The 26,097-nt window shown below is 64.3% G+C and carries 32 protein-coding genes; 19 read left to right on the top strand and 13 right to left on the bottom strand.

From position 1 onward, the window contains the following. Window positions 1-313 precede the first annotated feature (313 nt). Complete coding sequence (locus tag FXB38_RS43790) at window positions 314-955, bottom strand: response regulator transcription factor (protein WP_246229870.1); 642 nt, start codon at window positions 953-955, stop codon at window positions 314-316. On the opposite strand from FXB38_RS43790, the gene FXB38_RS42700 reads away from it, so the two are divergent. The 3 genes from FXB38_RS42700 to FXB38_RS13690 are packed head-to-tail and all read left to right on the top strand — an operon-like array spanning window position 936 to window position 1,938. Continuing rightward, window positions 936-1,157, top strand: coding sequence for a hypothetical protein (locus FXB38_RS42700; protein ID WP_187434853.1), 222 nt, complete (start codon window positions 936-938; stop codon window positions 1,155-1,157). The genes FXB38_RS43790 and FXB38_RS42700 overlap by 20 nt on opposite strands. A 23-nt stretch (window positions 1,158-1,180) precedes the next feature. Next, window positions 1,181-1,426: a hypothetical protein gene (locus tag FXB38_RS42705; protein ID WP_187434854.1), complete on the top strand. Its 246-nt coding sequence runs from the start codon at window positions 1,181-1,183 to the stop codon at window positions 1,424-1,426. A 47-nt stretch (window positions 1,427-1,473) separates the two neighbouring features. Next, complete coding sequence (locus tag FXB38_RS13690) at window positions 1,474-1,938, top strand: hypothetical protein (RefSeq protein WP_148751372.1); 465 nt, start codon at window positions 1,474-1,476, stop codon at window positions 1,936-1,938. A 164-nt stretch (window positions 1,939-2,102) separates the two neighbouring features. Here the strand turns inward: FXB38_RS13690 and FXB38_RS13695 are convergent, their stop codons facing one another. From FXB38_RS13695 to FXB38_RS13710, 4 genes are all read right to left on the bottom strand, one after another. Then, entirely contained in the window at window positions 2,103-2,639 is a 537-nt protein-coding gene (locus FXB38_RS13695) for a PepSY domain-containing protein (protein ID WP_246229872.1), read from the bottom strand. A 99-nt stretch (window positions 2,640-2,738) separates the two neighbouring features. Next, window positions 2,739-3,308 carry a hypothetical protein gene (locus FXB38_RS42710; protein WP_187434855.1) on the bottom strand — a complete coding sequence of 190 codons (570 nt, stop codon included), beginning with the start codon at window positions 3,306-3,308 and terminating at the stop codon, window positions 2,739-2,741. 40 nt (window positions 3,309-3,348) lie between these two features. Beyond that, entirely contained in the window at window positions 3,349-3,567 is a 219-nt protein-coding gene (locus FXB38_RS13705; protein ID WP_148751375.1) for a hypothetical protein, read from the bottom strand. Window position 3,568: 1 nt separating this feature from the next. Next, the gene (locus FXB38_RS13710) at window positions 3,569-3,823 is read right to left on the bottom strand and encodes a hypothetical protein (RefSeq protein WP_148751376.1); all 255 of its coding nucleotides are present in this window, start codon (window positions 3,821-3,823) and stop codon (window positions 3,569-3,571) included. Window positions 3,824-3,989: 166 nt separating this feature from the next. Between FXB38_RS13710 and FXB38_RS13715 the strand changes: the two genes are divergently transcribed. The 3 genes from FXB38_RS13715 to FXB38_RS13725 are packed head-to-tail and all read left to right on the top strand — an operon-like array spanning window position 3,990 to window position 5,384. Further along, window positions 3,990-4,283 carry a hypothetical protein gene (locus FXB38_RS13715; protein WP_148751377.1) on the top strand — a complete coding sequence of 98 codons (294 nt, stop codon included), beginning with the start codon at window positions 3,990-3,992 and terminating at the stop codon, window positions 4,281-4,283. Between the two features lie 4 nt (window positions 4,284-4,287). Beyond that, window positions 4,288-4,725, top strand: coding sequence for a hypothetical protein (locus tag FXB38_RS13720; RefSeq protein ID WP_245289054.1), 438 nt, complete (start codon window positions 4,288-4,290; stop codon window positions 4,723-4,725). An 8-nt stretch (window positions 4,726-4,733) separates the two neighbouring features. Continuing rightward, entirely contained in the window at window positions 4,734-5,384 is a 651-nt protein-coding gene (locus tag FXB38_RS13725; RefSeq protein ID WP_148751379.1) for a TetR/AcrR family transcriptional regulator, read from the top strand. A 19-nt stretch (window positions 5,385-5,403) separates the two neighbouring features. On the opposite strand, the gene FXB38_RS13730 is transcribed toward FXB38_RS13725, so the two are convergent. Continuing rightward, window positions 5,404-6,066, bottom strand: a complete 663-nt coding sequence (locus tag FXB38_RS13730; RefSeq protein ID WP_148751380.1) for a TetR/AcrR family transcriptional regulator — start codon at window positions 6,064-6,066, stop codon at window positions 5,404-5,406. 185 nt (window positions 6,067-6,251) lie between these two features. Between FXB38_RS13730 and FXB38_RS13735 the strand changes: the two genes are divergently transcribed. From FXB38_RS13735 to FXB38_RS13780, 10 genes are all read left to right on the top strand, one after another. Then, on the top strand, window positions 6,252-7,082 hold the full coding sequence (locus FXB38_RS13735) for a sensor histidine kinase family protein (protein ID WP_246229874.1): 831 nt from the start codon (window positions 6,252-6,254) through the stop codon (window positions 7,080-7,082). Beyond that, entirely contained in the window at window positions 7,079-8,197 is a 1,119-nt protein-coding gene (locus tag FXB38_RS13740; protein WP_148751381.1) for an efflux RND transporter periplasmic adaptor subunit, read from the top strand. Before FXB38_RS13735 ends, FXB38_RS13740 begins: the two co-directional genes overlap by 4 nt. Continuing rightward, window positions 8,194-9,267 carry an efflux RND transporter periplasmic adaptor subunit gene (locus tag FXB38_RS13745; RefSeq protein ID WP_148751382.1) on the top strand — a complete coding sequence of 358 codons (1,074 nt, stop codon included), beginning with the start codon at window positions 8,194-8,196 and terminating at the stop codon, window positions 9,265-9,267. The genes FXB38_RS13740 and FXB38_RS13745 overlap by 4 nt, the downstream gene beginning before the upstream one ends. Further along, a complete protein-coding gene (locus tag FXB38_RS13750; RefSeq protein ID WP_246229876.1) occupies window positions 9,264-12,428 on the top strand; it encodes an efflux RND transporter permease subunit in 3,165 nt (1,054 codons plus the stop codon). Before FXB38_RS13745 ends, FXB38_RS13750 begins: the two co-directional genes overlap by 4 nt. Before the next feature lie 13 nt (window positions 12,429-12,441). Beyond that, window positions 12,442-12,984 (top strand): hypothetical protein, encoded by a 543-nt coding sequence (locus FXB38_RS13755; protein WP_246229877.1) that lies wholly within the window; start codon window positions 12,442-12,444, stop codon window positions 12,982-12,984. A gap of 95 nt (window positions 12,985-13,079) precedes the next feature. Continuing rightward, on the top strand, window positions 13,080-14,231 hold the full coding sequence (locus tag FXB38_RS13760) for a DUF3734 domain-containing protein (protein WP_148751383.1): 1,152 nt from the start codon (window positions 13,080-13,082) through the stop codon (window positions 14,229-14,231). A 36-nt stretch (window positions 14,232-14,267) separates the two neighbouring features. Next, window positions 14,268-15,059 (top strand): acetoacetate decarboxylase, encoded by a 792-nt coding sequence (locus tag FXB38_RS13765; protein ID WP_148751384.1) that lies wholly within the window; start codon window positions 14,268-14,270, stop codon window positions 15,057-15,059. Between the two features lie 77 nt (window positions 15,060-15,136). Further along, window positions 15,137-15,925, top strand: coding sequence for a 3-hydroxybutyrate dehydrogenase (locus tag FXB38_RS13770; protein WP_148751385.1), 789 nt, complete (start codon window positions 15,137-15,139; stop codon window positions 15,923-15,925). Window positions 15,926-16,059: 134 nt separating this feature from the next. Beyond that, window positions 16,060-16,422 (top strand): hypothetical protein, encoded by a 363-nt coding sequence (locus tag FXB38_RS13775; protein WP_187434856.1) that lies wholly within the window; start codon window positions 16,060-16,062, stop codon window positions 16,420-16,422. 190 nt (window positions 16,423-16,612) lie between these two features. Further along, window positions 16,613-17,203, top strand: coding sequence for a hypothetical protein (locus FXB38_RS13780; RefSeq protein ID WP_148751386.1), 591 nt, complete (start codon window positions 16,613-16,615; stop codon window positions 17,201-17,203). Between the two features lie 217 nt (window positions 17,204-17,420). Here the strand turns inward: FXB38_RS13780 and FXB38_RS13785 are convergent, their stop codons facing one another. Together FXB38_RS13785 and FXB38_RS13790 are read right to left on the bottom strand one after the other, a co-directional pair. Beyond that, window positions 17,421-17,669 (bottom strand): hypothetical protein, encoded by a 249-nt coding sequence (locus tag FXB38_RS13785; protein WP_148751387.1) that lies wholly within the window; start codon window positions 17,667-17,669, stop codon window positions 17,421-17,423. A gap of 1 nt (window position 17,670) precedes the next feature. Beyond that, window positions 17,671-17,898 (bottom strand): hypothetical protein, encoded by a 228-nt coding sequence (locus FXB38_RS13790; RefSeq protein WP_148751388.1) that lies wholly within the window; start codon window positions 17,896-17,898, stop codon window positions 17,671-17,673. A gap of 105 nt (window positions 17,899-18,003) precedes the next feature. Here FXB38_RS13790 and FXB38_RS13795 point away from each other — a divergent pair, with 105 nt between their 5' ends. Next, complete coding sequence (locus FXB38_RS13795; protein WP_148751389.1) at window positions 18,004-18,630, top strand: helix-turn-helix domain-containing protein; 627 nt, start codon at window positions 18,004-18,006, stop codon at window positions 18,628-18,630. 264 nt (window positions 18,631-18,894) lie between these two features. Here the strand turns inward: FXB38_RS13795 and FXB38_RS13800 are convergent, their stop codons facing one another. Next, on the bottom strand, window positions 18,895-19,836 hold the full coding sequence (locus FXB38_RS13800; protein ID WP_148751390.1) for a hypothetical protein: 942 nt from the start codon (window positions 19,834-19,836) through the stop codon (window positions 18,895-18,897). An 856-nt stretch (window positions 19,837-20,692) separates the two neighbouring features. On the opposite strand from FXB38_RS13800, the gene FXB38_RS13815 reads away from it, so the two are divergent. Next, a complete protein-coding gene (locus FXB38_RS13815) occupies window positions 20,693-21,472 on the top strand; it encodes a 2-keto-4-pentenoate hydratase (RefSeq protein WP_148751391.1) in 780 nt (259 codons plus the stop codon). Between the two features lie 234 nt (window positions 21,473-21,706). Here FXB38_RS13815 and flgH read toward each other — a convergent pair whose 3' ends face one another. The 4 genes from flgH to flgF are packed head-to-tail and all read right to left on the bottom strand — an operon-like array spanning window position 21,707 to window position 25,209. Beyond that, the gene (gene flgH, locus FXB38_RS13820) at window positions 21,707-22,474 is read right to left on the bottom strand and encodes a flagellar basal body L-ring protein FlgH (protein WP_148751392.1); all 768 of its coding nucleotides are present in this window, start codon (window positions 22,472-22,474) and stop codon (window positions 21,707-21,709) included. Window positions 22,475-22,477: 3 nt separating this feature from the next. After that, window positions 22,478-23,632: a flagellar basal body P-ring formation chaperone FlgA gene (gene flgA / locus FXB38_RS13825; RefSeq protein ID WP_187434857.1), complete on the bottom strand. Its 1,155-nt coding sequence runs from the start codon at window positions 23,630-23,632 to the stop codon at window positions 22,478-22,480. A 10-nt stretch (window positions 23,633-23,642) separates the two neighbouring features. Continuing rightward, window positions 23,643-24,431, bottom strand: coding sequence for a flagellar basal-body rod protein FlgG (gene flgG, locus FXB38_RS13830; RefSeq protein ID WP_148751394.1), 789 nt, complete (start codon window positions 24,429-24,431; stop codon window positions 23,643-23,645). A gap of 16 nt (window positions 24,432-24,447) precedes the next feature. Continuing rightward, window positions 24,448-25,209: a flagellar basal-body rod protein FlgF gene (flgF, locus tag FXB38_RS13835; protein ID WP_148751395.1), complete on the bottom strand. Its 762-nt coding sequence runs from the start codon at window positions 25,207-25,209 to the stop codon at window positions 24,448-24,450. A gap of 385 nt (window positions 25,210-25,594) precedes the next feature. On the opposite strand from flgF, the gene fliL reads away from it, so the two are divergent. Next, window positions 25,595-26,095, top strand: a complete 501-nt coding sequence (gene fliL, locus FXB38_RS13840) for a flagellar basal body-associated protein FliL (protein ID WP_148751396.1) — start codon at window positions 25,595-25,597, stop codon at window positions 26,093-26,095. Window positions 26,096-26,097: the final 2 nt, after the last annotated feature.

Here is a 26,097-nt window from a genome sequence, read left to right on the forward strand (position 1 = left end):
AGGGGAAATCAGATGCCAGTGTTCGATCCCGTCCGGAAGGCGTGCCCGGCGTGCGGCAGGCCTATGAAGGCTGTGCCCGACGAAGCTCGGGAGGGTAGGTCGCGGTATGGCTGCACCAATTGCGACGACGACCCGCTACACGACCCGGCGGCCCTAAAATGGGCCGACAGTCCGCTTCGCCCGTCGGCGAATTGAGCGGGATCCGCGCGACGACGTCGATCGTTCGAACCTCCAGTGGCAGGGTGGGCCGCTCTACGCGTGCGCTCCTCCCGCAGCGAGCGTTCCGGACGAAAGCGAGCGGCCGGCTCCGCCGTCAATTCGGTGAAGCGCGCCTGCGCATGGTTTTCACGGCTCTGACGATGTCCGCCGGATCATAGGGCTTCTGCAGGACCAGGCTGCCGGATACCGGACGCGGCGCGACGGGCGAGAAGCCGGTCGCGTAGATCACCGGGAGTTCGGGATCCTGCTCGCGGCATCGCTCGGCGATCTGCCATCCGTCGACTTGTCCCGGCAGCCTGACGTCGGTGACGAGCACGTCGGCGACCAGCCTCCCACACCATGCCAGCGCGTCTTCGCCGTTGGCCGCATGGATGACTTCGTAGCCCTCCTCCCGCAGAGCCTCCACCACGAATTCGCGGATGAGGGGGTCGTCCTCGACGAGGAGTATTCGCACCGGCGGCTCCCGGAAATCCTCACATCTCATGCCAGTTTGCGAACGGCCGAAGCTATGGACCGTTCCCGCAAACCCCCTCGCGTCCGACGCACGTCCGGCCGGTCGATCAAGCGGTCTTTGGGATTCAACGATGCGCGAGGGGGCGTCTGGGAAGCCAAGCCCGTGTCGCACGCGGTATTCGGCGAGCATTCGCCGTCCGGAGCGGAACGGGCTCACTCCATGCGACTTGATTCTCCGAAGTGCCTCAGCTCGGAGAACGATCATGAAAGCGATCTTGGCCATCACCTGCCTGTCCGTACTCGCCTTGGCGTCACCGGCGGAAGCCAAAGGATGCATCAAGGGCGCCATCGTCGGCGGCGTAGCCGGCCACATGGCGGGCCATGGCAAGCTGGGCGCTGCGGCGGGATGCGCGATCGGACATCACGAAGCCAACAAGCCGAACCCGAACAACTCGAACGCCCAAGTGCCATCGGGGCAGAAGTAGCGCGCTGGTACCTGGGCTGCGCGATGAAGATCAGATCTCATTCCGAGAGCCACATCGTCGAGCTCGACGATGGCTCGCGCTGGCAGATTTTCCCCGGCGATCTTGATCTGACGCTGAACTGGAAGCCCGAGACGGAAATCGTCGTCATGCCGGCTGACGATGATCTCAGTTCTCACGTGCTGGTCGGCGGAGACGCAAAGGTGCGCGTGATCGGGGACGGCGAGAGCTGGCCGGTACGTGAGGTCAAGTCGGCGCTGAAGGAAGGATAGGACCGGGCTCCGCCGGGTCAGAGGAACGCGTCCGGGAGGAAAATGCGATGAAATCGATGGTCGTTCTCGCGTTGGCACTCGTCGCCTCGACAGCGACGGTGTCGGCACAACCGGTGAGATGGACCAGGTACACCATTCCGCAGACCGGCACCGCGGTGGATTTTCCTTCCTCGATCTTCACGGAGGAAGCCGGCCGGCCGGACGGGTACGGCCAACGCTTCCGAACCGCCGACGGGCGCGCCGACCTCACGATCCAGGCCGCGCCCAACGTCGCGAACGATTCACCCGCCGCCTTTCTGGCGAAGAGGCATCCGCCTTCCCGCATCCAGTACAAGCGGGTGACACCACGCTTCTTCGCGGTTTCCAGCTACAAGGGCGACAAGGTGTTCTACGACCGCTGCAACTTCTCGGGGCGGCTGGTCCATTGCGTGCTGATCAACTATCCCGCCGAAGAAGAGCACGCCTGGGACGATGTCGTCACCCGCATCAGCCTGTCCCTCAGCGGCAAGTAGGTTGCACCGGGCCCACGACGAACTCCGTAGGCCCCGCGCTCTGAGCACACACAGATCGTCCGGCACGTCTCCGAACACGCGGACGACCTCGGCCTCGGGCCGACGCGGATTGTCGCCGGCGGCGCAGGCGCGCCGTCGACAATCGCATACCGCCGGGCAGCGGGTTAGCGGTGGTTTGGCTGCCGCGCGACCTTGGGCGGTTCGAGTAGCACTTCCTTCAAGCGGTCGCCGGTGGCGACGACGACAACGAAATTGAGCTTGCCGTCCTGTTTCATCAGCCCGCCAGCGAGCGCTTTTCCCTCCGCCGCTTTCTCCGCGATCCGCACCGCATCCGACAGCTCCTGCTTGATCCATTTCAGGGCGATGACGTTGGCGAGATCTTCTCGATCGAGCTCCTTCAAGGACGACGCAACCTCGCGCTGCGACACGCTCCCGGTGCTCGCATCTATCACGTTCTCGTAGATATGCTCGTTCTTGACCGTGCGCACGCGGTAGACGGGCGGACTGGATATCTCGAAGTTGACGTCGGCGGTCCTTGAGCCGTCGTGCAGGCGCTCGGCGATCGTCATCGCCTGATCCAGCGGCACGCGGGTGGCACGGAACTGCTCGAGCACATGGCGCATGGTGGCTTCATCGACATCGTCCAGCGCGGCGGCGCTTTGCTGTGCAGCGTCGGAAGGAGCCCGAGTGATGTCGGCCATCGCTCCCGTCCCGGTCGCAACGGCGGAGCAAAACAGGAGGGCAAGCAACTGTATTTTTGGCATCGGATAAGTCCTATGGTTTTCACTCATGGCTGGGGATTAGTTCGGCACCCACGCATACCGGCAATGACGGCGCTCGCGGATCGATGAACCGCAGGCACCAAGGCCGTTAGCGAAAGCAGAATGCGGAGCGTGCCGCCGCTTTACGGGATGGGCGCGATCGAGTTTGCGCTCTCGCACCGCGATGTCGCCTCGACTGGCGGTTTCGCCTGCGTGGTCGTCAACGTCAGGCTCCGATTGCGCCAGGCTTTGCCGAAGGCGCAGATCAGTTGGCTGCGTCGGAGTTTCGTCGCTACTTTCGAGGTGAGCTTCGGGCTGCCCCGCTAGACCGTCGGCGATGTCGTGCTCGGCAGCCCTCACGCGCAGTCCAAACCCGCTGGTATCGATGACGACCGCCTCCGGTGCCTTGGTGTCGGAGCGGATCCGGATCGGCGGCAGCGCAGAACGCGAGTCCGTGAGTGGGCTCGGCGCAGGAGCAGGCAGCGCCCAACCGGCCGCCAAAAGCAGCAAGAGCAGCGCGCCTCCGACCCAGAAAAAATAGCCCCGCAGGGGTAGCTCCGGTTCGACGAGGCCGCTCGCACTTCGTGACAGCATGGATTGCCTGCTCATGGCAGCTCGATCCTGGACATGGCACGAGACCTTCTCATCGTCAGATGCCCCAGGGTCGCGGATGCCGGCGCGCGAGCTGGGCATCGAGATACCCGCGCTCGTCGATCCATTCGACCGGGCAATAGGCCATGGCTTTTAGATCGATCTCGTGCCCATCCCGCTTGAGGGCTGTGCGCGTGCCCGTGAGGCCGGTCCACACTGGATGGCCGGTGGCCGGATCCGGGTGCATGACGTCGAAGACTTCGATCACGTCGAGCATGTCAGAATTTCCGCCAGGATTGTCGTGGGGTGCAACCGAGCGTCGTCGAAGGCATCCGGAGCCCGCTCGGCTCGCCACATCGCAGGGGCGCGGGCTGCCGGTCGGCAAGCTCGTGAAGCCAGGCGAGTGTCCCGATGGTCACCGTCAGCAGCAGGCTCATGCCCACGAGCGACAAGGCGACCATGAAATTGAGAGATGCGAGTGCGATTCCGGGCCAGGGATTTTCCCTTGCGAGCGTCAACAGCAGGCTTGACATCGTTCTACCATTAAATAAACTATACCGTATATTTCGCATACCGCATGGGTCGCGAAAGTGTCAAGTGCAGAGACTCACAAGCGCGTGTTCGCGCTGCTCGGCCGCGGGGCTTCGGGCCGAGCGACGCTGCGCCGTCGAATGAATCAACCGGTGAAAGGGATCGGATATGTTTAGGAAGCGAGCAGCGCTCGTCGGTGTGACGTTAGTTTTAGTGGCCGGTGCGGCGTTCGCGCAGGAGGACCGGGGCACGGCCGAGCAGAGGGCCGCCTGCGCGCCTGACGCGTTTCGCCTGTGCATCGGCTACATTCCCGACCCCACCGGTGTGGAAGCCTGTCTCCGGCAAAGAAGGTCGGACCTGAGCGAATCTTGCGGGGCCGTCTTCGACCAGGCAGCCGCCGCTGCAGCCTCGATCAGAACGATGGAAGCGCGTCGGCATCGCGGCGCAAAAGATGAGGAGTGATCGCATGAACACGATCTATTTCCCCGCTTTCGCCGCGTTCGGAGGCTCGGCCTTCGGAGCGATTTCCACGATCGTCACGGGGTGGGCGACCCGCCGTCGGAGGGTCCGCGAACGCCATCATGCTCACGCGTTCGTCAAACGTGAAAAGCTGTATCGATGCTTCATCGAGGAGGCGTCCCGGCTGTATGCGGACGCGCTGACCAGCGACAAATCCGAGATTCCGGCTCTGGTGAATCTCTATGCGCTGATCGGGCGCATGCGGATACTGTCCGACGACGAGGTGGTCCATGCCGCAGAGCGGGCGGGACGGCTGATCATCGAGACCTACCTGGCACCGAACACCTCGTTCGTCGACCTGCCGGGCTTCCTCGAAGAGATGGATCCGCTGCGTGAATTCGGCGAGGCTTGCCGGCGCGAGGTGCAGGCAATTCCGCCGCATTGAGCCCGAAGATGAACAAGACCCAGGCATCCCCGGGCGGATCGCCGTGCCCTCGCGAAAGAATCGTGCAGGCCGCCATTCGACTGTACCGGGCCATCGGCTATCGGAAGACGACCGTTGCGGACATCGCCCGCAGCGCCTCCATGTCCCCGGCAAATATCTATCGGTTCTTTCCTTCCCGCCAGGCGGTAGAGGAGGCCGTGGTGGCAGGACTCCTCGGCGAGGTGTGCGCCGGCGCGGGAATCGAGGCCCGCAGTAATGTCTCGGGCGAAGAGCGCCTGGAGGCTGTCTTTTGGACGATCTGCCAGCGTCATGAACATAGGCTGGCGCACGATGCGAGGCTGCACGAACTGGTCGTAGCCGCAGGACAAGCGAATTGGCCCGTCGTCTTTTTCCACGCCGAGAGGGTCCGCGGACTCGTCGGGTCGATCATCGCGGCCGGGCAGGCAAGCGGCGAATTCCGGGCAGGAAGCGCGACGGCGCTGGCTCGCTGCACGTGCGAGGCGATGGGTTCGTACCTGGATCCGTCGCGCATCAGAACGAGGGCCGGCAGGGCGACCTTCGAGGAGATGATGAGCTTCTGCTCGGGCGCGCTCCGCAACGCCGCGCCGGCGCAGGTTGCCGGGCTGCGGCTGCAGTACCGCCCGACGTGCCGCGCCTAGCGCCCGGCGAAGGCGCGGTTCAAGGTGTCCAATCCGCCTCGCACGCCGAGAGGAAAAACCGGACGCGTTCCCGCACGAAAGACGGCAACTCCCGTCGCAGGTCTTTCGGCGGTTCCCCCACCAGCGAACGGAAGAGCATCGGGAGCAGGATCAGATCCAGGAAGATCTGAGCGGTGGCGATGCTGCGCTTTCCGGTGAAGGGGCCTCTCGGTGCGCGCGCGACCTTCTGGGTCGTCTCGTTCAGCAGCTGAGAAATGGCGCCGACGGAGCGATCCCGCGCTGCGTCGTGGACGTTGCGGCTCAGCTCCGGGAAACGCTGCGCTTCCGCGATCGTGGCGCGAACCATCCCCAGCGATTCCTCGATGACCTTCTCCACGATCGCGGTGCCCAGGCTCATGAGTTTGTCCTGCAGCGTGCGGCCCTCCGGCTCGAAGCCTTCGAAATCCGACAGGCCGCTGATGGTCCGGGCCACCACCGCCGCGAACAGCGCCTCCTTGCCCTGGAAATGCGCGTAGATCGTCGGCTTGCTCGCGGGGGCCAGTTCGGAAATGTCGTCGATGCTGGCGCTGCGGTAGCCCTTGTCGAGAAAAAGCTGCTGGGCCGCATCGAGGATCCGGGCCTGGACGTCGCCGGCGAATTCCTTCGCCGGCCGGCCCCGTTTCGGGGTGGTCTTCTTCGTCATCGACGGTCTCCCAATCACGAGTCTGTGCGTACGCAGAAGCCACTTGACATAGGCGGCAGTGAAAGGCAAGAAAAAGAAAATATACGGTATAGTTTGATTAACGCTTTGCAGCGCCTTCGGGTGATCGGGGCCGCAAGAGCCTTCGCGCAGAGGCCGATCATCCGAGCCCACTTCAGGAGAACGCAGTGCCCGTTTTGAGCCAAGATTCGCATCGTCTGCCGGAAGGCGTCCTGTTGCGGGAGTCGCATCACAGGGTCGCGGACGGCGTCGCCTCGGCGCTCGATCTGGTCTCGGCTGCGATCGTCCGGGCCGAAGGGGCCGAAGCGAAGGCCGCCTTGAACGATGTGGCCTCCCTGCTGCACGGACATGCCGAAGTGCATCTGATGCTCGCGCGGCCTCAGGGCGAAGCCCTCGTCGATGCCGCAGCGCACGTCCACAAGTTGGGCTGCGCGATGCGCCGGTCCCGACTGGACGGCATGAGGATTCAGCTGATCTTCGACACCGAGTGCGTCCCCCTTCAGTCGGAGCGGTGCTGGCGGCTGGGTCTGATCGTCCATGACCTGATCGCGACGGCGGCCAAACACGCCTGTTTCGATGCGCGTGCCGGTGAGATCAAGGTCAAGCTGACCCGTCGCGGCGCACTGGTGAACTGCGTCGTGCTGGACAACGGCTCGCGTTCCGTGCGGTCGGATGCCGGACGGCGCGTTCGGACCGACAACGACCTGGCGAGGAGCCTGGGCGGTCGGATCGAGCAGGGTTTCGGCAGCGAGTTCACGTCGGTCGTTCTCTCGTTTCCGCTGACCGAGCGAGAGCGGCAGACGAATTGGGGGATGGCGACGCGGCGCATGAGGTTGACGCGGCCCGTCAAGGCCAAGTCGGCCGACACCGCGGCTCTTCCTCCGCCTGCTGCCGTCTCGCACCAGGCCAATCATCCCGTTGCAGCCAAGCCGGATCCTAAACCGTCCGATGCCTTGGGTCAGCTGTTCTCATCCCCCAACCGCATGGTCGCGCTATGAAACCTCCCTGTCCAAAATTCGTCCGTGAGAAGCGCTTGGTGAAGCCCATCGGCGGACTGACGCTCGCGCTCGTCGCCGCCGCGCTCGCAGGCTGCGGCGATCACGCGGCCGCTCCCGCTGCCCGCGCCGCCTTCGTGCGCACGGAAATCGTGCAGCCGAAGGATCGGCAAGCCTCCCTCACCTTGACCGGGGAGGTCCAGCCTCGCTTCCGCGCCGATCTGTCGTTCCGTGTCAGCGGACGTGTGATCGCGCGCTTCGTCGAAGTCGGGACCCACGTCGAGGCGGGCGAGGTGCTGGCACTGCTCGACCCGGCCGAGCAGGAGGCCGATGTCGATGCCGCGACGGCTGCAGAGCTGGCGGCCGAAGCCCAGCTACGTGTGGCGAAGACGACTTTCGAGCGCCAGAAGTCGCTGATCGCAAGCGGCTTCACCACGCGCACGGCCTACGACCAGGCGCAGGAAGGATTGCGAACCGCTGAAGGTGCGCTTGAATCGGCGCGAGCGTTGCTGGGGACGTCGAAAGACGCCCTCGGCTACACCGCGCTGCGGGCCGAGGCAGACGGCGTCGTCACCGCCCGCAACCTGGAAACGGGCCAAGTCGTGCAGGCGGCGCAACCGGTCTTTTCGTTGGCACAAGATGGCGAGCGGGACGCGGTCTTCGATGTGTACGAGTCGATGTTTCTTGGAAACGCCGACGGTGGCGACGTTTCGTTGAGGCTGGTGGCCGACTCGGGCGTGACCGCGAACGGCGAGGTTCGAGAGATCTCTCCGGCCGTCGATCCGAGGAGTTCGACCATTCGGGTGAAGGTGGCGATCAAGGCTCCGCCCCCCACGATGACGCTTGGAAGCGCCGTCGCGGGAACGGTGAAAGTAAAGGCCGAGCGGCAGGTCGCCCTGCCATGGAGCGCCTTGATGGCGGCGGGCACCAGACCCGCGGTCTGGACCGTCGATCCGGCGACGCGGATCGCCTCCCTGAAGCCGGTGATCGTCGGTGGCTACGAGGCCGGGGAAGTGTTGATCAAGGCGGGTCTCGAGCCCGGCGAGCGAGTGGTGGTGGACGGCGGCAAACTCCTGAGCGTGGGCCAGCCCGTGACTTACGAAGGAGATCACTCATGACGAGCCCCGTGACCATCGCCGGCACGCTGGCATGCGCGCTTGCGCTTGCCGGATGTCAGCAGGAAGCGAAGGCGCCTGAGCCCACGCGTCCCGTCCAATCGATGCTTCTCGAAGCCGATCATTCCGCCGATACCGTCGCGGTGGGCGTCATCGAGCCGCGCTACAAGACCAATCTCGGGTTCCGCGTGCTGGGACGCCTGACGAGCCGTCCCGTCTACGTCGGTGATCTCGTCAATGAGGGACAGACGATCGGCACCATCGACGCGACGGCCCTCGAACTCGCCGTTCGCGCCGCCAAAGGACAGCTTGCCAAGGCCGAGGCGCAGTTCGCGACGGTTCGAGCGACGGAGGAACGGCAGCGGACGCTCATCACCACCGACGCCACCACGAAGCAGACTCTGGACAATGCCGAGCAGGCGCGCGCCGGCGGCGAAGCAACGGTAGCGCGCGAACAGGCAAATCTAACCAAAGCGATGGAGCAGCTCGGCTATTCGCAGATCAAGGCCGACTTCGCCGGCGTGGTCACCGCGATCGGCGCGGAAGTCGGCCAGGTGGTGTCCCCTGGTCAAACGGTGGTGACGATCGCAAGGCCGGACGTTCGCGAAGCCGTCGTCGATATCGGCGAGGACTTTCCGCTGCCGCTGGAGATCGGGCTGCCGTTCACGGTCTCCCTACAGCTTCTTCCCGCTGTTCAGGTGCAGGGGACCGTCCGGGAGATTGCGCCCCAAGCCGATGCGGTCACCCGACTGCGGCGCGTCCGGATTGCCCTCGACAATCCGCCCGACAGCTTTCGGCTTGGCGCGACCGTGACCGCCAGGCTCGACAGGGCTCAACCCCGGGCCCTGCACGTGCCTGCTTCGGCGCTGCTCGCCAAGGAGGACGCAAATTTCGTCTGGGTTGTCGATCAGACCGCCAACACGGCCTCGCTGCAAAAGGTCGATGTCGTTGCCGATCCAACCGGTCTCCGCGTCGTCGGCGGTCTTGTCCCCGGCGCCCGCGTCGTTACCGCCGGAATCCACAGCCTCAAGCAAGGACAGCACGTCCGCATCGAACAGGATCAGAAGCCATGAAGTCGTTCAACCTCTCCGACTGGGCGCTCGGTCATCGTTCGCTCGTCTGGTATTTCATGATCGCCTTCATGGCGGCGGGCCTGTTTGCCTACCTTCAACTGGGCCGGCAGGAAGACCCAGACTTCACCATCAAAACCATGGTGATCCAGGCGCAGTGGCCGGGTGCCTCGCCCGCGGAGATGACCCGGCAGGTCACCGACAGGATCGAGAAGAAGCTCGAGGAGCTGGAATCGCTCGACTACACCAAGAGCGTCACCGTCGCCGGCCGGACCACCGTCTTCGTCTATCTGCGTGACACCACCAAGGCCGCCGACGTGAAGCCGACCTGGATCCGGGTCCGCAACATGATCGCGGACATCAAGGGCGAGTTTCCGCAAGGGGTGATCGGGCCGGGCTTCAACGACCGCTTCGGCGACGTGTTCGGCAACATCTATGCGTTCACCAGCGACGGCTTGAGCCAGCGTCAGCTGCGCGATCACGTCGAAGACATCCGCGCCAAGGTGCTGACCGTGCCGGACGTCGGCAAGGTCGACATTCTCGGTGCGCAGGACGAGGTGATCTATCTCGAATTTTCGACCCGGAAGATCGCGGCCCTTGGCCTCGACGTCCACGCCATCATGACCTCGCTGCAGGGGCAGAATGCGGTCGCGCCCTCCGGTGTGTTCCAGGAAGGGCCGGAGCGGATCAGCGTGCGGGTGAACGGCCAGTTCACCTCGGAGGCAAGCCTGAAGGCGGTCAACCTCCGCATCAACGATCGCTTCTTTCCCCTGACCGACGTCGCAACCATCACGCGCGGCTATGAGGATCCGGCCAAGACGTTGTTCAGGTACGACGGCGAGCCCGCGATCGCGCTTGCCATCGGCATGAAGTCCGGCGCCAACCTGCTTCACTTCGGGGAGGGCTTGAAGGAGGAAATGACGAAGATCATCGCCGACCTGCCGATCGGCGTCGGCGTTCACCAGGTCGCCGATCAGCCCGTCATCGTCGAGCATGCCGTCTCCGGCTTCACGGAAGCGCTGTTCGAGGCCGTGATCATCGTGCTCGGCATCAGCTTTCTCAGCCTGGGCCTGCGCGCAGGCCTGGTGGTCGCCGTCGCTATCCCGCTGGTGCTCGCCATCACCTTCGTCGTGATGGCCTATGCCGGGATCTCGCTTCAGCGAATTTCGCTTGGCGCGCTGATCATCGCTCTGGGCCTGCTGGTCGACGACGCCATGATCGCGGTCGAAATGATGGTGGCGCGGCTCGAGATCGGCGAGCCCCTGGAGAAGGCCGCGACCCACGTCTATACGTCGACCGCGTTTCCGATGCTGACGGGCACCCTGGTCACGGTGGCCGGGTTCATCCCGATCGGGCTCAACAGCAGCAATGCCGGCGAGTTCACCTTCACGCTGTTCGTGGTGATCGCAGTCTCCCTGATCGTGTCCTGGATTGTCGCGGTGCTGTTCACGCCGCTGCTCGGCGTCACGATCCTGCCCGCCAAAATGAAGGGCCACCATGGAGAGAAGGGCCGCGTGGCGCAGCTGTTTGCGCGTCTGCTTCTGTTCTGCATGCATCATCGCTGGACGACCATCTCGGTGACGGCCGCAGCCTTCCTGGTCGCCTTGTTCGGTCTTCAATTCGTCCAGCAGCAGTTCTTCCCGTCCTCGGACCGCGCCGAGCTCGTGATCGACTGGAATCTGCCGCAGAACGCCTCCATCGCCGACACCAACGTGCAGATGGCGCGGTTCGAGCGCGAGCAGCTTGAGGACAACCATTCGGTCGATCACTGGTCGACCTACGTCGGCACCGGCTCGCCGCGGTTCGTCCTGTCGTTCGACGTGCAGACGGCCAACACCTGGTTCGGCCAGATGGTGGTCGTGACCAAGGGCGGCATCAACGCCCGCGACCAGCTCAAGGCGCAGTTCGAGGCCTACCTGAAGAAGACGTTCCCCGGCACCGACACCTACGTCAAGCTGCTCGAGGTCGGTCCCCCGGTGGGCCGTCCCGTGCAGTACCGCTTGAGCGGGCCTGACATCGCCAGGCTGCGGGATCTTTCGCAGAAGCTTGCCGGGATCGTCCGGAGCAGCCCCGATCTGGGCAACGTCGTGTTCGACTGGATAGAGCCGGCGCGGGTCGTCAAGGTCGACGTTCTCCAGGACAAGGCCCGCCAACTCGGCGTGACCTCGGAGGACATCGCCACGGCAGTGAACTCGGTGCTCGAGGGAACGCCGATCACGCAGGTGCGCGACAGCATCTACCTGGTCAATGTCACGGGACGGGCGACGGCGGCGGAGCGTGCGTCCATCGATACTCTGCGCGATCTGCAGTTGACGGGCGTCGGCGGTCAGTCCGTGCCCCTCGGGGCCGTGGCTAATCTGCGTTACGAGCTCGAGCAGCCGACGATCTGGCGGCGCGCGCGGATCCCGACCATCACGTTGAAGGCGGGCGTCGTCGGCAGCGCGCAGCCCAAGACGGTGGTCGATCAGCTCGCGCCGAAAGTTGCGGAGTTCACCAAGGAGCTGCCGGCGGGCTATTCGGTGAATATCGGCGGCTCGGTGGAGGAGAGCGCCAAGAGCCAGGCGCCGATCGTGGCCATCGTTCCGCTCATGCTGTTCGTCATGGCGACGGTGCTGATGATCCAGCTGCAGAGCTTCCATCGCCTGTTCCTGGTGTTTGCGGTCGCCCCGCTCGCCGTGATCGGCGTCGTCATGGCTCTGTTGCCGAGCGGAGCGCCCCTCGGCTTCGTCGCCATCCTCGGCGTTCTCGCCCTGATCGGCATCCTGGTCCGAAACTCGGTGATCCTGATCGTGCAGATCGAGGACCTCAGGAAGGAGGGGCGCCCGGCCTGGGACGCCGTGGTGGAGGCGACCGAGCATCGCATGCGGCCGATTCTGCTGACCGCCGCCGCCGCAAGTCTCGCCCTGATTCCGATCGCGCGCGAGATCTTCTGGGGCCCGATGGCCTACGCGATGATGGGCGGCATCATCGTCGGCACGCTGCTGACGCTTTTGTTCCTGCCGGCGCTGTATGTGGCCTGGTTCCGCATTCAGCCCGATCTCGACCACGAAGCATCGGCGCAGGAGCCTGCTGCGCCTGCGCACGATACTCCCCGTCCGGACGCGCAGATGCCGGCACACGTTCCCGCGTCCAAGCCGACGCCTGTCCTCGAAACGCAGTCTTGAGAGAGAAAACACCATGACACGAAAGACACTGATGCTGTCGCTCGCCGCGACGTTCGCGACAATGACGCTGTCGGCGCACGACGCGTTCGCGCAGTTTCCGCCGCCGCCCCCGATGGCGGGACCTCCGCCGATGGCAGCCGGCGGTCCGCCGCCGATCGCAGCGGGGGGTCCTCCGGCCTTTGCGGCTCGTCCTCCGATGGGACCCGGCGGTGCGCCGCGTGCCGGCCTCGCCGGCGGGGCGCCTCGTCTCGGTGCAGGACCCGCGGTGCGCGGCGATCTCGCCGGGGTCGGAAGGGGCGGACCGGCGAGCGCCACTCGTGCTGCATCGGTCGGCTCCGGCCGCTTCGGCGGCTACGGCCGTTACGATGGATCGCGGTACGGCTATCGTGGTGCGTATGCGGCGAGCGCTTACGCGGGGGCCGCTGCGGGCTACGCCTATGGACGCGGCTACTCGTCCGACGGCGACTGCTACCTACACCTACACCCGCCACCGCCGCGTTCTGGCCTGCGACTGACGAAGCACGCGCATGTGAACGTGGCCATCTTGACCATTTAATAAACTATACGTTATAGTTTATTAAATGGTCGGCCGACGGGCCGGGCCGGCCGAACAGGCGCTGCCTCAGCCATCCCAAATCAAGGGCAACAACAATGAACTTTCAGCCTCGACAGAACCTCGCGACCGCCGACCGGCGTCTGCCGTTCGATTGCATCGCCCTGCTGCTGCAGGGCGGCGGCGCCTTGGGGGCCTACCAGGGCGGCGTCTACGAGGCCTTGGCCGAAGCCGACATCCATCCCGACTGGATCGCGGGCATTTCGATCGGGGCGATCAATGCCGCGATCATCGCCGGCAATCCGCCGAACGCCCGGGTGGACCGGCTCCGCGAGTTTTGGACGCAGGTGACCTTGGACACGCCTTTCACCCATGGGATGAATGGCGATCACACTCGCAGTTTTCTCAATCAGGTGAATGCGGGCTTTGCGGCGATGTTCGGGGCGAACGGATTCTTTTCCGCGCGGCCGTTCGCGCCGTGGCTGCAAGCGGGTGGAACGCTTGCCGCCACCAGCATCTACGACACCAGCGCGCTGAAGACGACACTGGAGCGCCTGGTCGATTTCGATCGCATCAACGCTGGTGTGACGCGGTTCAGCGCAGGGGCCGTGAACGTGAGGACCGGCAATATGGTCTATTTCGACACTGCCACCCACACCATCCGGCCGGAGCACATTCTGGCGAGTGGTGCGCTGCCGCCGGGCTTTCCGGCTGTCGAAATCGATGGCGAACAGTATTGGGATGGCGGCCTCGTATCCAACACGCCGCTGCAGTGGGTGATCGAGTGCGGCGCCCGACAGGACACGCTCGTGTTTCAGGTCGATCTCTGGAGCGCGCGCGGCCAGATCCCGGGCAACATGGCGGAAGTGATCACTCGCCAGAAAGAGATCCAATACTCCAGTCGCACGCGGGCGAGCACCGACCAGTTCAAGAGCCTGCACCGGTTGCAGCGAGACCTGGCGGCTCTCTTGAGCAGGCTGCCGGAAGAACTGCGCGAACAGGACGACGTCAAGCTGCTCAGGACTGCTGCCTCCAACAACGTGCACAGCCTGGTCCACCTGATCTATCGCGCGCGGGATTACGAAGGCCACTCCAAGGACTACGAGTTTTCCCGTCTGTCGATGCAGGATCATTGGCGCGCCGGCTATCACGACGCCTTGCGCACCCTTCGGCATCCCGAGGTGCTGGCCCGCCCGACGAGTGCGGACGGCGTCTCCACGTTCGATCTTGAGCACGACGGTCGCGAATAGGCCGGCCGGGCCCTTCCCAGTCACAGGAGAATTCAAATGCGCGAGAGTGAGGTCGTTAGGCGTGCGTTCGCCATGCCGCTGACGAATCCGGCCTATCCGCCGGGACCGTATCGTTTCGTCGACCGCGAATACCTGATCATCACCTATCGCACCGATCCGGCGAAGCTGCGATCGGTCGTCCCGGCTCCGCTCGATCTCGATGAAGGCGAAGCGCTGGTCAAGTACGAATTCATCCGCATGCCGGATTCCAATGGTTTCGGCGACTATACCGAGAGCGGCCAGGTCATCCCTGTGTCGTTCCGCGGACGCAAGGGCGGCTACACCCACTGCATGTTCCTGAACGATGAGGGACCGATCGCGGGTGGCCGGGAGCTCTGGGGCTTTCCGAAAAAGCTCGGCCAGCCGACCTTGCGGACCGAGCTCGATACGCTCATCGGCACGCTGGATTACGGTCCGCTGCGGGTAGCGACCGGCACGATGGGATACAAGCACCGCGAAGCCGACGTGGCCCAGGTGAAGGCCGCGCTGCAGGAGCCGAACTTCCTGCTCAAGATCATTCCGCACGTCGACGGCAGCCCGCGGATCTGCGAGCTCGTCGAATATCACCTCGAGCAATTGGTCTTGAAGGGGGCGTGGACCGGACCCGCCGCTCTCTCCTTGACGCCTCACGCCCTCGCTCCCGTGTCCGATTTGCCGGTGCTCGAGATCGTCTCCGCGGTTCACATCCGTGCAGACCTTACGCTGGGATTGGGCAAGGTCGTTCACGACTATCTGCAGCAGCCGGTCCGACGTCCCGTCGGGGGCCATGAGAGAGCCCTGGTCACCTGAGTGCAGTCTCGACGGGCTGCGTAGGTCCGAAAACACCGCGGCGACGAGCCGCACACGGTACAACAAGGAAAGGCAAAATGAGTATTCTGAAAGGTAAAGTCGCAGTCGTGACCGGCTCCACCAGCGGCATCGGTCTCGCGTATGCTCGTGCTTTCGCAGGCGCCGGGGCCAACGTCGTGCTCAATGGAATGGGGGCGCGGGCCGATGTCGAGAACGAGCGCTCTGCGATCGAGAGGGAATTTGGCGTCAAGGCGGCCTATTCGGCTGCGGACATGGCAAGCCCGGACCAGATCGCCGAGCTCATCGCGCTGGCGGAAAGCACCTTCGGCAGCGTCGATGTCCTCGTGAACAATGCCGGCGTCCAGCACGTCGCCCCTGTCGAGGAGTTTCCGGTCGACAAGTGGAATGCGATCATCGGGATCAACCTGTCGTCCGCGTTCCACGCAATCCGTGCAGCCGTGCCCCGCATGAAGAAGCGCGGTTGGGGCCGGATCATCACCACGGCCTCGGCGCATTCGATCGTCGCTTCGCCCTTCAAGTCGGCCTACGTCGCCGCCAAGCACGGCATCGTCGGACTCACCAAGACGGTGGCGCTGGAGCTCGCCCGGTCCAAGATCACCTGCAACTGCATCAGCCCCGGATACGTCTGGACGCCGCTGGTGGAGAAGCAGATCCCGAACACGATGGTGGCGCGCAACATGAGGCGGGATGAGGTGATCAGCGAGGTCCTGCTCGCGGCCCAGCCGACGAAGGAATTCGTCACGGTGGAACAGGTCGCTTCGCTGGCGCTGTTCCTGTGCAGCCAGGACGCCGCTCAGATCACCGGTGCCAACCTTTCCGTCGACGGCGGCTGGACGGCCGCGTAGGCCGCCCAAAACGAGCGACCGAGAAGCGGACCGCTAAAGAAGTTCTCGCGAACACATGGGTTAGATCAAGCGACGGTGCTCCCACCTGCGCTCCCTTGGTACCGAACATCAACAAATCATCTGGAGAGAAGATCATGAACAAGCGACTACTCGCGAGCGTCGTCGGCTGTGCCTGCCTTACCCTGGCGACGGCCGTCGAGGCTCGAACCTCTTACGATGGATCCTGGAATCTCCTTTTCGTCACGCAGCGCGGCAGCTGTGATCCGACCTACAGCTTTACCGTGAACATAAACGACGGCTTCGTCACGCATCCCAACCTGGTGAAATTCGCCGGCCACGTCGGACGTTCGGGCGCGGTTCACGCCTCGGTTACGGTCCACGACAAATACGCAGCAGGGTCCGGGAGGTTGACGCGAGACGCCGGTCGCGGGAGCTGGAGTGGCCACGCAGCGGGCGGGCGCTGCTCGGGATATTGGACCGCGCAGCGAAACGGGTAGGAAGCGAGGTCCGGGATTTTGCTCCGAAACCGCTCAGGCCCTGCATCGGCGCGGCGTTTGCGAACCGGCGCGTCGCGCCAGTGCGCCGGTGATGGACGGCGGAGCGGCGAGCCGAGTTGATCCTGGTCAAGGTGGAGCAGGCGCAGGGTGCGTACGCTGATCGCGTCGATGAAACCGATGGAGACGAGCGATGAGCACGCAAGCAAACTTTCAGTCTTGGGCTAAGGAGCGGCTCGACGAAATGGAAGCCACGCTCACCTTTCTCGATGGCAAAGCGGGGGAGGTGCAGGCGGAGCTTCGAGCCAAGGCCAACGAACTTCGCGCCGACCTTCGGGCCAAGCAAAGTGAGTTCCGAAAGACGGTCAAGAAGCAAGCCGAGGCGAACGAAGCGGCCTTCGTTGCCGCCAAGGCAAAACTGGAAGTGGATTGGAAGGCTTTCGAGGCCGATGTGGCGAAATACGTCGATGGCTTCAGCAAGCGGGTCGAACAGCAGCGGGCCGCTTTCGAGGTTCAGGCCGCAGCCCAGCTGAACGCCTGGCGCGAAGCGGCCGACAAGATCGCCGGCGATGGCAAGCAGTTTGCTGCAGAGCGTCGGGCCCAAATAGAGGAGGCCGTGAAGCGCATGAAGGCCGAGGCGGCCGAGGCGGAGGGAAAGCTCCAGAAGCTAAGCCAGGCCGGAGCGCAGTCATGGTCCGCCCTGATGGTGGCTCTGGCCGAAACGCGGACCAGCTTCGATCGCGCCAACCAGGCCGCCCAGGAAGCGTTCAAACGAGCGGCCTGAGACTGATACCTTTCGGGGGAGACTGCCGCGAGGCGGTCTCCCCCCGTTCACTCAATTCGGCCTCGCCGAGCCGCCGCTCTCGACGCGTGCGGAGAGCGCCGACCATCTGAGCCGGTCCGTGAATGACGCTGGCCCGCTGCAGCATCTGGATCTCGCGCTCCTGGGTTCGGATCAGCCCGCGCAAGCCGGCGGATCTCATTCCGGACCCAGTGAAGTCTCATAGGGTACTGAGGTCGTCCGGCACCTCGCCGAACTTCCGGATCACGGTGGCATCTCCGAAGTCGCCCGTCGCAGGATCCCCGCTGCGGCTGAACGCGACGGCGCCGACGATGCCGGGCTTCCGCGAAAGCGCCTCGGCTTTCATCACGGCAGCGTTCGGATTGAAGCACTCGACCGCCTCGCCGGCGGCGACGCCGTCGTCGGCGGCCACGAAGGGCAGGGCTACGTAGTAGGTGACCTCGGACATCTCAGTCGTACCAATCCTTCCGATCGCGCGGGAGGTCGAACCGGCCGCGCGAGTAGCCGGCGGAAACAGAAGCCCGGAGCTCCTCGACCTGCGCCTCGAGGAAGCCGTTCGCAACGATGAGCGCCTTGACGGCTTCCCGGGCGTCGCCGCCGCAGGCCGCGATGGCCTGGTCGGCGGCGGCATCGAGGTCGTCGGGGGACGGTCCGGATGGCTCGGGGGCAGCGGTCATCGGAGGATGTTCTCATTTTGTTCGCAGGAGTCAAGCGTCCGCGCCGTGTTTCGCTGGCGGCTGCTGCGGGGACGGGCTTGAATTGCGGCCCTAGCCAGGAGCGGGTTGCTGTCGAAGAGGGAAGGGCAGTTCGCGATGTTCGCGCGTGCGGACGTGCAAAAGGTTGGCCGGCAGTACATTTTCGGCCCCGAAATGATCAGAGCGAGCGTGTTCAACCAGATGGCTCAGCTGAACCGGTGGCTGAAGTCCGTCGGCGTGCTACCGGTGGCCTCCCTCATCGGCGAGAAGGGCAAGGTCTACGACCGCAAGCTTTTCGAGGCTACGCTGCATTTGCAGCCGAAGCCTCTCGACGAAGTTGTTCCCGGAAAGCGGGAGAACCATCGGCTCTCGCAGAAGGACAAGGAGGAGGCGGTCGCTGCCGTAAAAAGCGGATTGACGCCGCACCACGTCGCCCAACGGTTGGGCGTGCATCATTGCACGGTCGCCAAATGGGCCAAGGAGTTCGAAGAGACCGGCCGGGTGCGACCGGTCGGGAAGCTCGCCCCCTGGGCGGCCGCAATCGTCGCGATGATCGAGGCCGATCCTGCACGAAGCGCGCACGCGCTTTGGAAGAAATTCAACGAGATCAACAAACTGACGGTGGCCTACACGACTTTCTCCGCCTTCATGGCCGAGATCGGGTTTTCGCGCGATCCTACGACAGGTCTGTTCCACCGACCGGATCGACACTGAATTTGGATCAGTGTGCGAGGCTGCGAGATGGTGGGCTTACAGCTGCGGTTGGCCGTCAATGGCGGCTAAGGATCAGGCACAGCAACGCTGGGATCGTCGGCGCGGACCGAAGTCTGAAATGCCCTGGATCATGCGCTTTGCCCATTCCACAAGGTTCTGAGACCGGTACACGCGCAACGGCTAAAACTGGTCAGCGAGTCCTCAAGGTTTGCAGGGCGCCTTCGTGATTTAGACGATTATATCGTCCCGGTAGTCGAAGCAAACTCACCCCAACGAAGCCTGCATCATGTGGTTCAGGACCGTCAATTCGGTTCCGAAGGCATCGGAGAGCGGGTTTTCCTCCGAAATCGCAACTACAGTGCCGACCTTCAACGGCATGACGACCGGCCTACTGTTCTCGGGATGCAGGGCAACGGTGGGACAGAACGCGAGACAAAGTACCGACCCGGTCGCCTTCTTGCCGTGGAAGAGAGCGTCGATCTTCGCCTGACCATTGTCGACGACGATCTGTCCGACCATCTGCCGGCACGCCTCGGCTAGATGGATCGCGGGGAGGCGCCAATCAGCAAAGCACCCCCCTTCGGGCCAGACCGCGTGCGCCTGAAGCAGCCGCGGCGTCAGATTGAACGCGACGATCCCATCGGTGCTCGACGATACCTCGATCTGATTGATGCCTTTCTCAAGATGATCGAGCATGTTCTGCGTGTACGGCGATCGAACCGTCTTAAACGCGTAGCCATGCCTGGATCGCCTCAGATCTGTTCCGGTAATCACATCCGGATTTTGGCCGTTGGAGTTGGTTGGGTGATCGAGGTCGATGGTCAAACCAGCGCCGAGGCAGAGACCGGCCCAGTAGAGTTCGATCAGCTTGTTGTACCCGTCCGGGTAGGCTGGCGGTGGGGCCGTCAGATGAATTGCTCCTTTTGCCAGCAACTCGAGATGCGGCACCAAATCCGCGAATTGCGGGCGTTGGCTCACGTCGAGCATTTTCGCTGCCAGATCGTGTGCCGCCAATCCGGCCGTGTATTCATGCCGGAGTTCGTCCGGACTCCCTCTAAACCCGGCCCGAACACGCTCCAACACCTTCCACATTGAGAGCATGTCCGCGCCAGTCTCCGAGTGCTGTGGAACGCTGATGCCGTATGCCGACAACAGTTCCTCGAAGAGGTCGATCAGTTCGGACGCGGATGCGACGGTGACGTCCATATTCGCCCTCCTAACAAGCCAACGCGGAGGCCGAACGGATTCCTCCTCACGCTGCCGACCGCGATCCTACCACGGCGCACCCGTCGTTCCGGTATCGGCGGATCGCCGTCGCCGACGAGAACTCTAGGTCTCGCGTGGTTTCAATGCTTTGCATCGTGCGCCCCGATCCTATCGTCAAAGGCCGCTGATCGTCCCGTTCCTAAAGTCGATGCTGACTCGTTCATTGGCGGCGACTTCAAGCAATTTCAATGCCTTAGGTGCCCCGTTCTTATTGGACTCACGGCGCCGTTTCGCGCCGCAATCGATATTTTTGCCTGACGTTTGCCGCCGCGCGCTTCGACGCGCGAGCGCAATCGCGAAAAGTGAATCGCGATCAAGGAGGTAGAGTCGATTGCTGCAAGCTCACGTGAGTTCACATCAGAAACAGCCTTCACTTCAGGTGCGGGAGGTTTTGCGAGTCGCATCAACGAGATCGTCTCGGATGCTGAGACACTGATCCAGCGGCTTCACTGCAACCAGGCTTCATGCGACGCTGTAAGGCGTGCATCTCCATAAGGCTTGGACCAGCTCAATATTTCCTTAACCGGCGGCAGCAGGCCGCAAGCCGCATCTGCGGCGGGAACTGGGACCGCGGGCGCGCCGGGTTCCGCGGCTCCAGGCCCGGACTGGCCGGTGCGGCGCGCCACGAGCCGGATTCCCTTGCAGGCGATGCTCGGCCGCGTCAGGCATTCCAGCAGCGTCAAGGATCCGGCTCGGCCTGGTCAAGGCGTGATGCCACAAGCCGCCCGCGCTTGTCAGGCCCGGGCGGGGATGCTCCACTGCCGCCCTCGATTGGGTAGCGTGGGAGCCGGCGCCGATGGACAAAATTCTCGAAGCCGCAAAGGCGATCGCGCTGGCGCGCCGCAACCATGCGCCGCTCGCAGCGCTCGAGGTTCCGCCTGATGACGAGGCCGAGGGCTACCAGGTCCAGCGCGCGCTGCATGATCTGCTGCTGAAGAATGTCGGGCCGCTGGTCGGCTACAAGGTCGGCTGCACCAGCCAGGTGATGCAGGACTATATCGGCATCCCGCACCCCTGCGGCGGCGGCGTGTTCCAGAAGGGCGTGCACGACAGCGGCGTCAAGCTCGCGGCCTCCGACTATGTCCATGTCGGCGTCGAGTGCGAGATCGCTGTGCGCCTGAAGCGCAACCTCGCCGCCGGCGAGGCGCCGTTCACCGCCGAATGGGTCGGCGAAGCCGTCGAGGCCTATCATCCCGCGATCGAGATCGTCGACGACCGCTACGTGAAATGGGAGACGATGGGCGCGCCGACGCTGATTGCGGATGATTTCTTTGCCGCCGGCTGCGTGCTGGGCGCCTCCGTTCCGCGCTCGGCGGTGCCGGACCTGAAGGCGGTCAAGGGCCGCGCCCTCGTCAATGGCGAGGAGGTCAGCCACGGCACCGGTGCCGACGTGCTCGGCCATCCCCACAACGCACTCGCCTGGCTCGCCAACCACCTCGCCGCCGAAGGCAAGGGCCTGCACGCGGGACAGCTCGTGCTGACCGGAAGCCTGGTGAAGACGCTGTGGCTGAAAGCCGGCGACAAGGTGCGGATGGAGCTGGATGGGCTCGGAGTGGTGGAGGCGGAGTTTACGTGAGGCGTTGCGACTCTCTCCGATGTCATTCCCCACAAAGGCGGGAATCCAGTACACCGTGCTGTATCGGTTCAGCAACGAAGGTCTCGGAGTACTGGATCGTCCGCCTTCGCGGACGATGACAGCAACACCTTGCAAAATACATGCGGCCCTCGCCAGGGGAGCTGGCGAGGGCCGCGTCGTACATCGTCGTTCGCGCCTAGGTTCGCGAACACGATGTGGGAGCTCGGGAGAGGGCTAGAAGGGCAGCAGCACGTCCATGACTTGCTGGCCGTAGCGCGGCTGCTGCACGTCCGTGATCTGGCCGCGGCCGCCATAGGCGATGCGGGCCTGCGCGATCTTGCTGGAATCGATGGTGTTGTCGCTCTGGATGTCTTCGGGGCGGACGATGCCGGCGACCACGAGCTCGCGGATCTCGAAGTTGACCCGGATCTCCTGCTTGCCTTCGACCACGAGGTTGCCGTTCGGCAGCACCTGGGTCACGACCGCCGCGACGTTGGTCTGCAAGGCTTCCGTGCGCTGCACGCTGCCCTTGCCGTCGCTGGAGGCGGTGGAGTCGGCGGTGAGGATGCGGCCGGGCAGCACCTTCTGCGCCTGGACGCCGAGCGTCTTCGAACCGATGAAATCGGTGATGCCCGAATCTTCCGAATTGGTGCGGCTGCGCTGGGTCTCGTTGGAGAGATTGGCCTTGTCGGTGATATTGACGGTCACGGTCAGGAGGTCGCCGACATGGGTCGCGCGCTGATCCTTGAAGAAGGCGCGGCTGCCGTTCCGCCACAGCGAGTTCGGATTGTAGGAGGCGACTTCCGGCTTCGGCATCGGCATCTGCACCGGCTTGTAGCCGGGCTGCGTCGTCGGATTGTCGATCGCCGACAGCTTCGGTTGCTCGCCGATCTGCGACAGACGGTCAATCGAGGAGCAGCCGCTTGCGAGCGCGCAAGTGGCGAGCAGCAGGGCAGAGATCGCGATACGACGAAGACGGGAAGCCGAACTGAACGAGGACATGACTTACTCTGACTTGGCTGGAGCTTGCTTGGCTGGAGCTTGCGAGACGCGAACTTGCGGGATCTGGGCTTGTGCGATCTGCGCCGGTGACGCGGGGGCCTGGACCAGGTTCCGGACGAGGGCTGCAGTGTCGACAGGAGCGGGCGCTTCGTCACGCCTAAGCGAGGAGGTCTGCTCGACCGCAGTCTCCATCGGTGCGGACTGGCTGGCGCCCAGCACGGTCACCTGGCCGCGGCCGGTGACGACGCCGGTCAGCGTACGCTTGGTCTGCAAATTGAGGACGCTCACGGTGTCGCCCTCGGCGCCACTCTCGATCGCCTTGCCGCGGGTGGTGAGGTGGATTCCGGGGACCTGGTAGATGACGGTGACGCTCTGGTCGCGCGACACGAATTCGGGCTTGGCGATGTCGGCGGCGCGGATCGGCGTGCCCGCGCGCATCGGCCGGCGAAGCTGCATACCGACCGCGCGGTCGCGCAGCGCAGGTTCGCCCGTCACTTCGGCCTTTGGCCGTCGCTCCTGCGCGACGTCGGAAGATTTCAGCGTCTCGGTGCGTTCGATGTCGCGGGTCAGGACGGCGACCTCCACGGTCTCGATCGCGGTGCCGGTGAAGCGCAGCTTGGTCGGCGCCGGGCTGCTGTCGTTGTTGATCTCGAAGGCGATGTCGAAGCGGCCGCTGCGGGCATCGTAGCGCGTCGCAACCGGCTGCAGCGCGCCGGTGTTTGAGGCATCGAGCCGCATGTCGGAAATGCCGCGGTCGAAGGTCACGGTGATGTTGGCGGCGTCGCCAAGCCCGAAGCGGCGCTCGAGCGCGGAGCCGACCGCGTTTTCGAGATCCTTGTTGGCAAAGGTGCGGGCAAGCCGCGTGACCTGGACTTCCCTGATGTCGCCGGTCATCACGCCGATCACCTGCTTGGCGCGGAGCACGCTCACGACCTGGGCAACGGGCAATGCGCCGGTGGTGCCGAGATCGGGCGAGCGGTAGACCGCAATCAGCGCGGCCGAGCCGGCGTTCTCGATGAGGTCGCCGACCCGCACCACGTCGGACGTGACGGTGATGCTGGCGCGCAGCGTCGGCGCGGCGATGCCGTCGTCGGCGGCCTGCGCCGGCAGCGCCAGCACGAGCAGGGCGGAGAGGGTGGCAAGCGTCGCGCGGATCATGATCATCACCTCAGCGGAACAGCGCCGTGGTCGATTGCATCATCTGGTCGGCGGCGCTGATCACCTTGGCGTTCATCTCGTAGGCGCGCTGCGCGGCGATCAGGTCGCTCATCTCCGAGACGACGTCGACATTGGCCTGTTCGAGGCTTCCTTGCGTGATCTTGCCGTAGCCCTCGGAGTTCGCGGTGCCGTCCTGCGGCGCGCCCGACGACGTCGTCTCGGTAAACTGGTTGCTGCCGACGGGCTGCAGGCCGGCCTTGTTGATGAAACGGGTCACGCCGATCTGGCCGAGGATGGTGTTGCTCGACGAGCCCGGCAGCGTCACCGACACCTGGCCCTGCTCGTTGACGGTGATGCCCGAGGCGTTGTTCGGGATCGTGATGGTCGGCTGCACCGGGTTGCCCTGCGCGGTGACGACGCGGCCCTGGTTGTCCATCTGGAACGTGCCGTCGCGGGTGTACTGGTAGGTGCCGTCAGGCATCAGGATCTTGAAAAAGCCTTCGCCCGACATCGCGAGATCGAGGTCGTTGCCGGTCTGCGACAGCGTGCCCTGCGTCATGCTGCGCGGGGTGCCGACGGTCTTGACGCCGCCGCCGATGTCAACGCCGACCGGCAGAATGGTGCCCTGGTCCGAGGCCTGCGCGCCGACGCGGCGGATGTGTTCGTAGATCAGGTCCTGGAACGCTGCGGTCTGCTTCTTGAAGCCGGTGGTGCGCAGGTTGGCGATGTTGTTGGAGATCACCTGAACGTTCAGTTCCTGTGCCGCCATTCCGGTCGCAGCGGTGTGGAGCGCTTGCATGTCAGTGGTCCCCTAATCAGGCCGGAACGTCGGCGAGCTTTTCGATCGCCGATTTGTGGAGGTCGCTCTGCTGCTGGAGCAGGTTGGCGATCGCGGTGTAGCTGCGCATGACCTCGACCATGCGGCTCATCTCGCCGACCGAATTCACGTTCGACTTCTCGATGTAGCCCTGCTGCAGGGTGGATTTGGCGTCGGTCTGCTGGTTGGCGGAGCCGGCGCCGTAGAGATTGGCGCCGAGCTTGGTCAGCTTGGCCGGATCGTCGAACGTCACCATGCGGATCTTGCCGCGGATCGAGTCGGTCTTGGCCGTGCCTTCGAGCACAGTGACGGTGCCGTCGGGGGAGACGTTGATGTCGTGGTCGGTCGGCTGGAAGACGATCGGGCCGCCGGTGCCGAGCACGAGATTGCCGTCGGAGGTCATGAGCTGGCCGGTGCTGCTGAGCGCGAACTTGCCGTCGCGGGTGTAACGCTCGGCGCCATTGGCCTGCACGGCGAAAAAGGCGTTGCCGCTGATCGCCATGTCGAGCGGGTTGTTGGTCGCCTCCATTGGCCCCTGGCCGACGTCGCGGTAGGTGCCGCGGTCCTGCACATAGGAGACGCGGCGGTCGGAGCCGACGAAATTGTCCTCATGCGCGTTCGAGTTGAGGTACTCCTCGAACAGCGAATGGTCGGCCTTGAAGCCGTTGGTATTGGCATTGGCGACGTTGTTGGCGATGACATCCATCTGCCGTTCCAACGTCATCTGCCGTGACAAGCCGATCAGAAGCGCATTCTGCATCGGTCAATCTCCCCTGCGTGAGATCCGCCATTTCGCTCTCCCAAGCGCCTTGGCCGATCCCGTGAACGAGACCGTCGGGTTCTCCCAAACCGTTCAGTCTCGCCCCTCTCTCAGCGAAAGCCGTGCCAACCTGAAATGATATGCAATTACAATGAGTTGGCTATTTTTCAGCGGCGCGGGCGGCGGGCAGAAAGGTTCTGTTAGCCATGTTTGCCCGGCAGATTTTTCCTAGTGGAGGCCCGATCGAAAGGTTCCGTTAACCATTATTACCGTAGCGTTTGCAGGTAAGAGGAGCGCTTTGCGCTGGGGCATTTGTATCGCGTCACTGTCTGCCAGGAGGCTTCGCTCTTTCGGCCCTTTTTGAGATGAGCGAGCCCGGACGATCATGGCAGAGAATGGAGCGGAAGGCGGTGCAGTCGCCGAAGGCGCGGAAGCCGCTGCCCCCAAAAGCAAGTTCAAGCTGATCCTGATCGTCGTCGGCGCGCTGGTCGTGCTCGGCGGCGGTGCCGCGACCTGGTTCCTGTTCTTCCGCCATGGCGAAGACGAGCACCATGCCGAGGTCGCACCCCCGCCGAAGCCGCCGGTATTCGTCGAGGTGCCCGACATGATGGTCAACCTCGCCGGCGCGCCCGGCGAACGCGTGCAATATCTGAAGCTCAAAATCGTGCTCGAGCTGAAGGAAGAGAAGCAGGTCGAGGCGATCAAGCCGACGATGCCGCGCGTCACCGATATCTTCCAGACCTATGTGCGCGAGCTGCGCTCCTCCGACCTCAACGGCTCCGCCGGCATCTTCCGTCTCAAGGAAGAGCTGACCAAACGCGTCAACGCCGCGGTCGCGCCGGTGCAGGTCAGCGCGGTGCTGTTCAAGGAAGTCGTGCTCCAGTGAGG

Origin of the sequence: Bradyrhizobium cytisi (assembly GCF_008123515.1) — a bacterium.
Taxonomy (GTDB): Bacteria; Pseudomonadota; Alphaproteobacteria; order Rhizobiales; family Xanthobacteraceae; genus Bradyrhizobium; species Bradyrhizobium cytisi.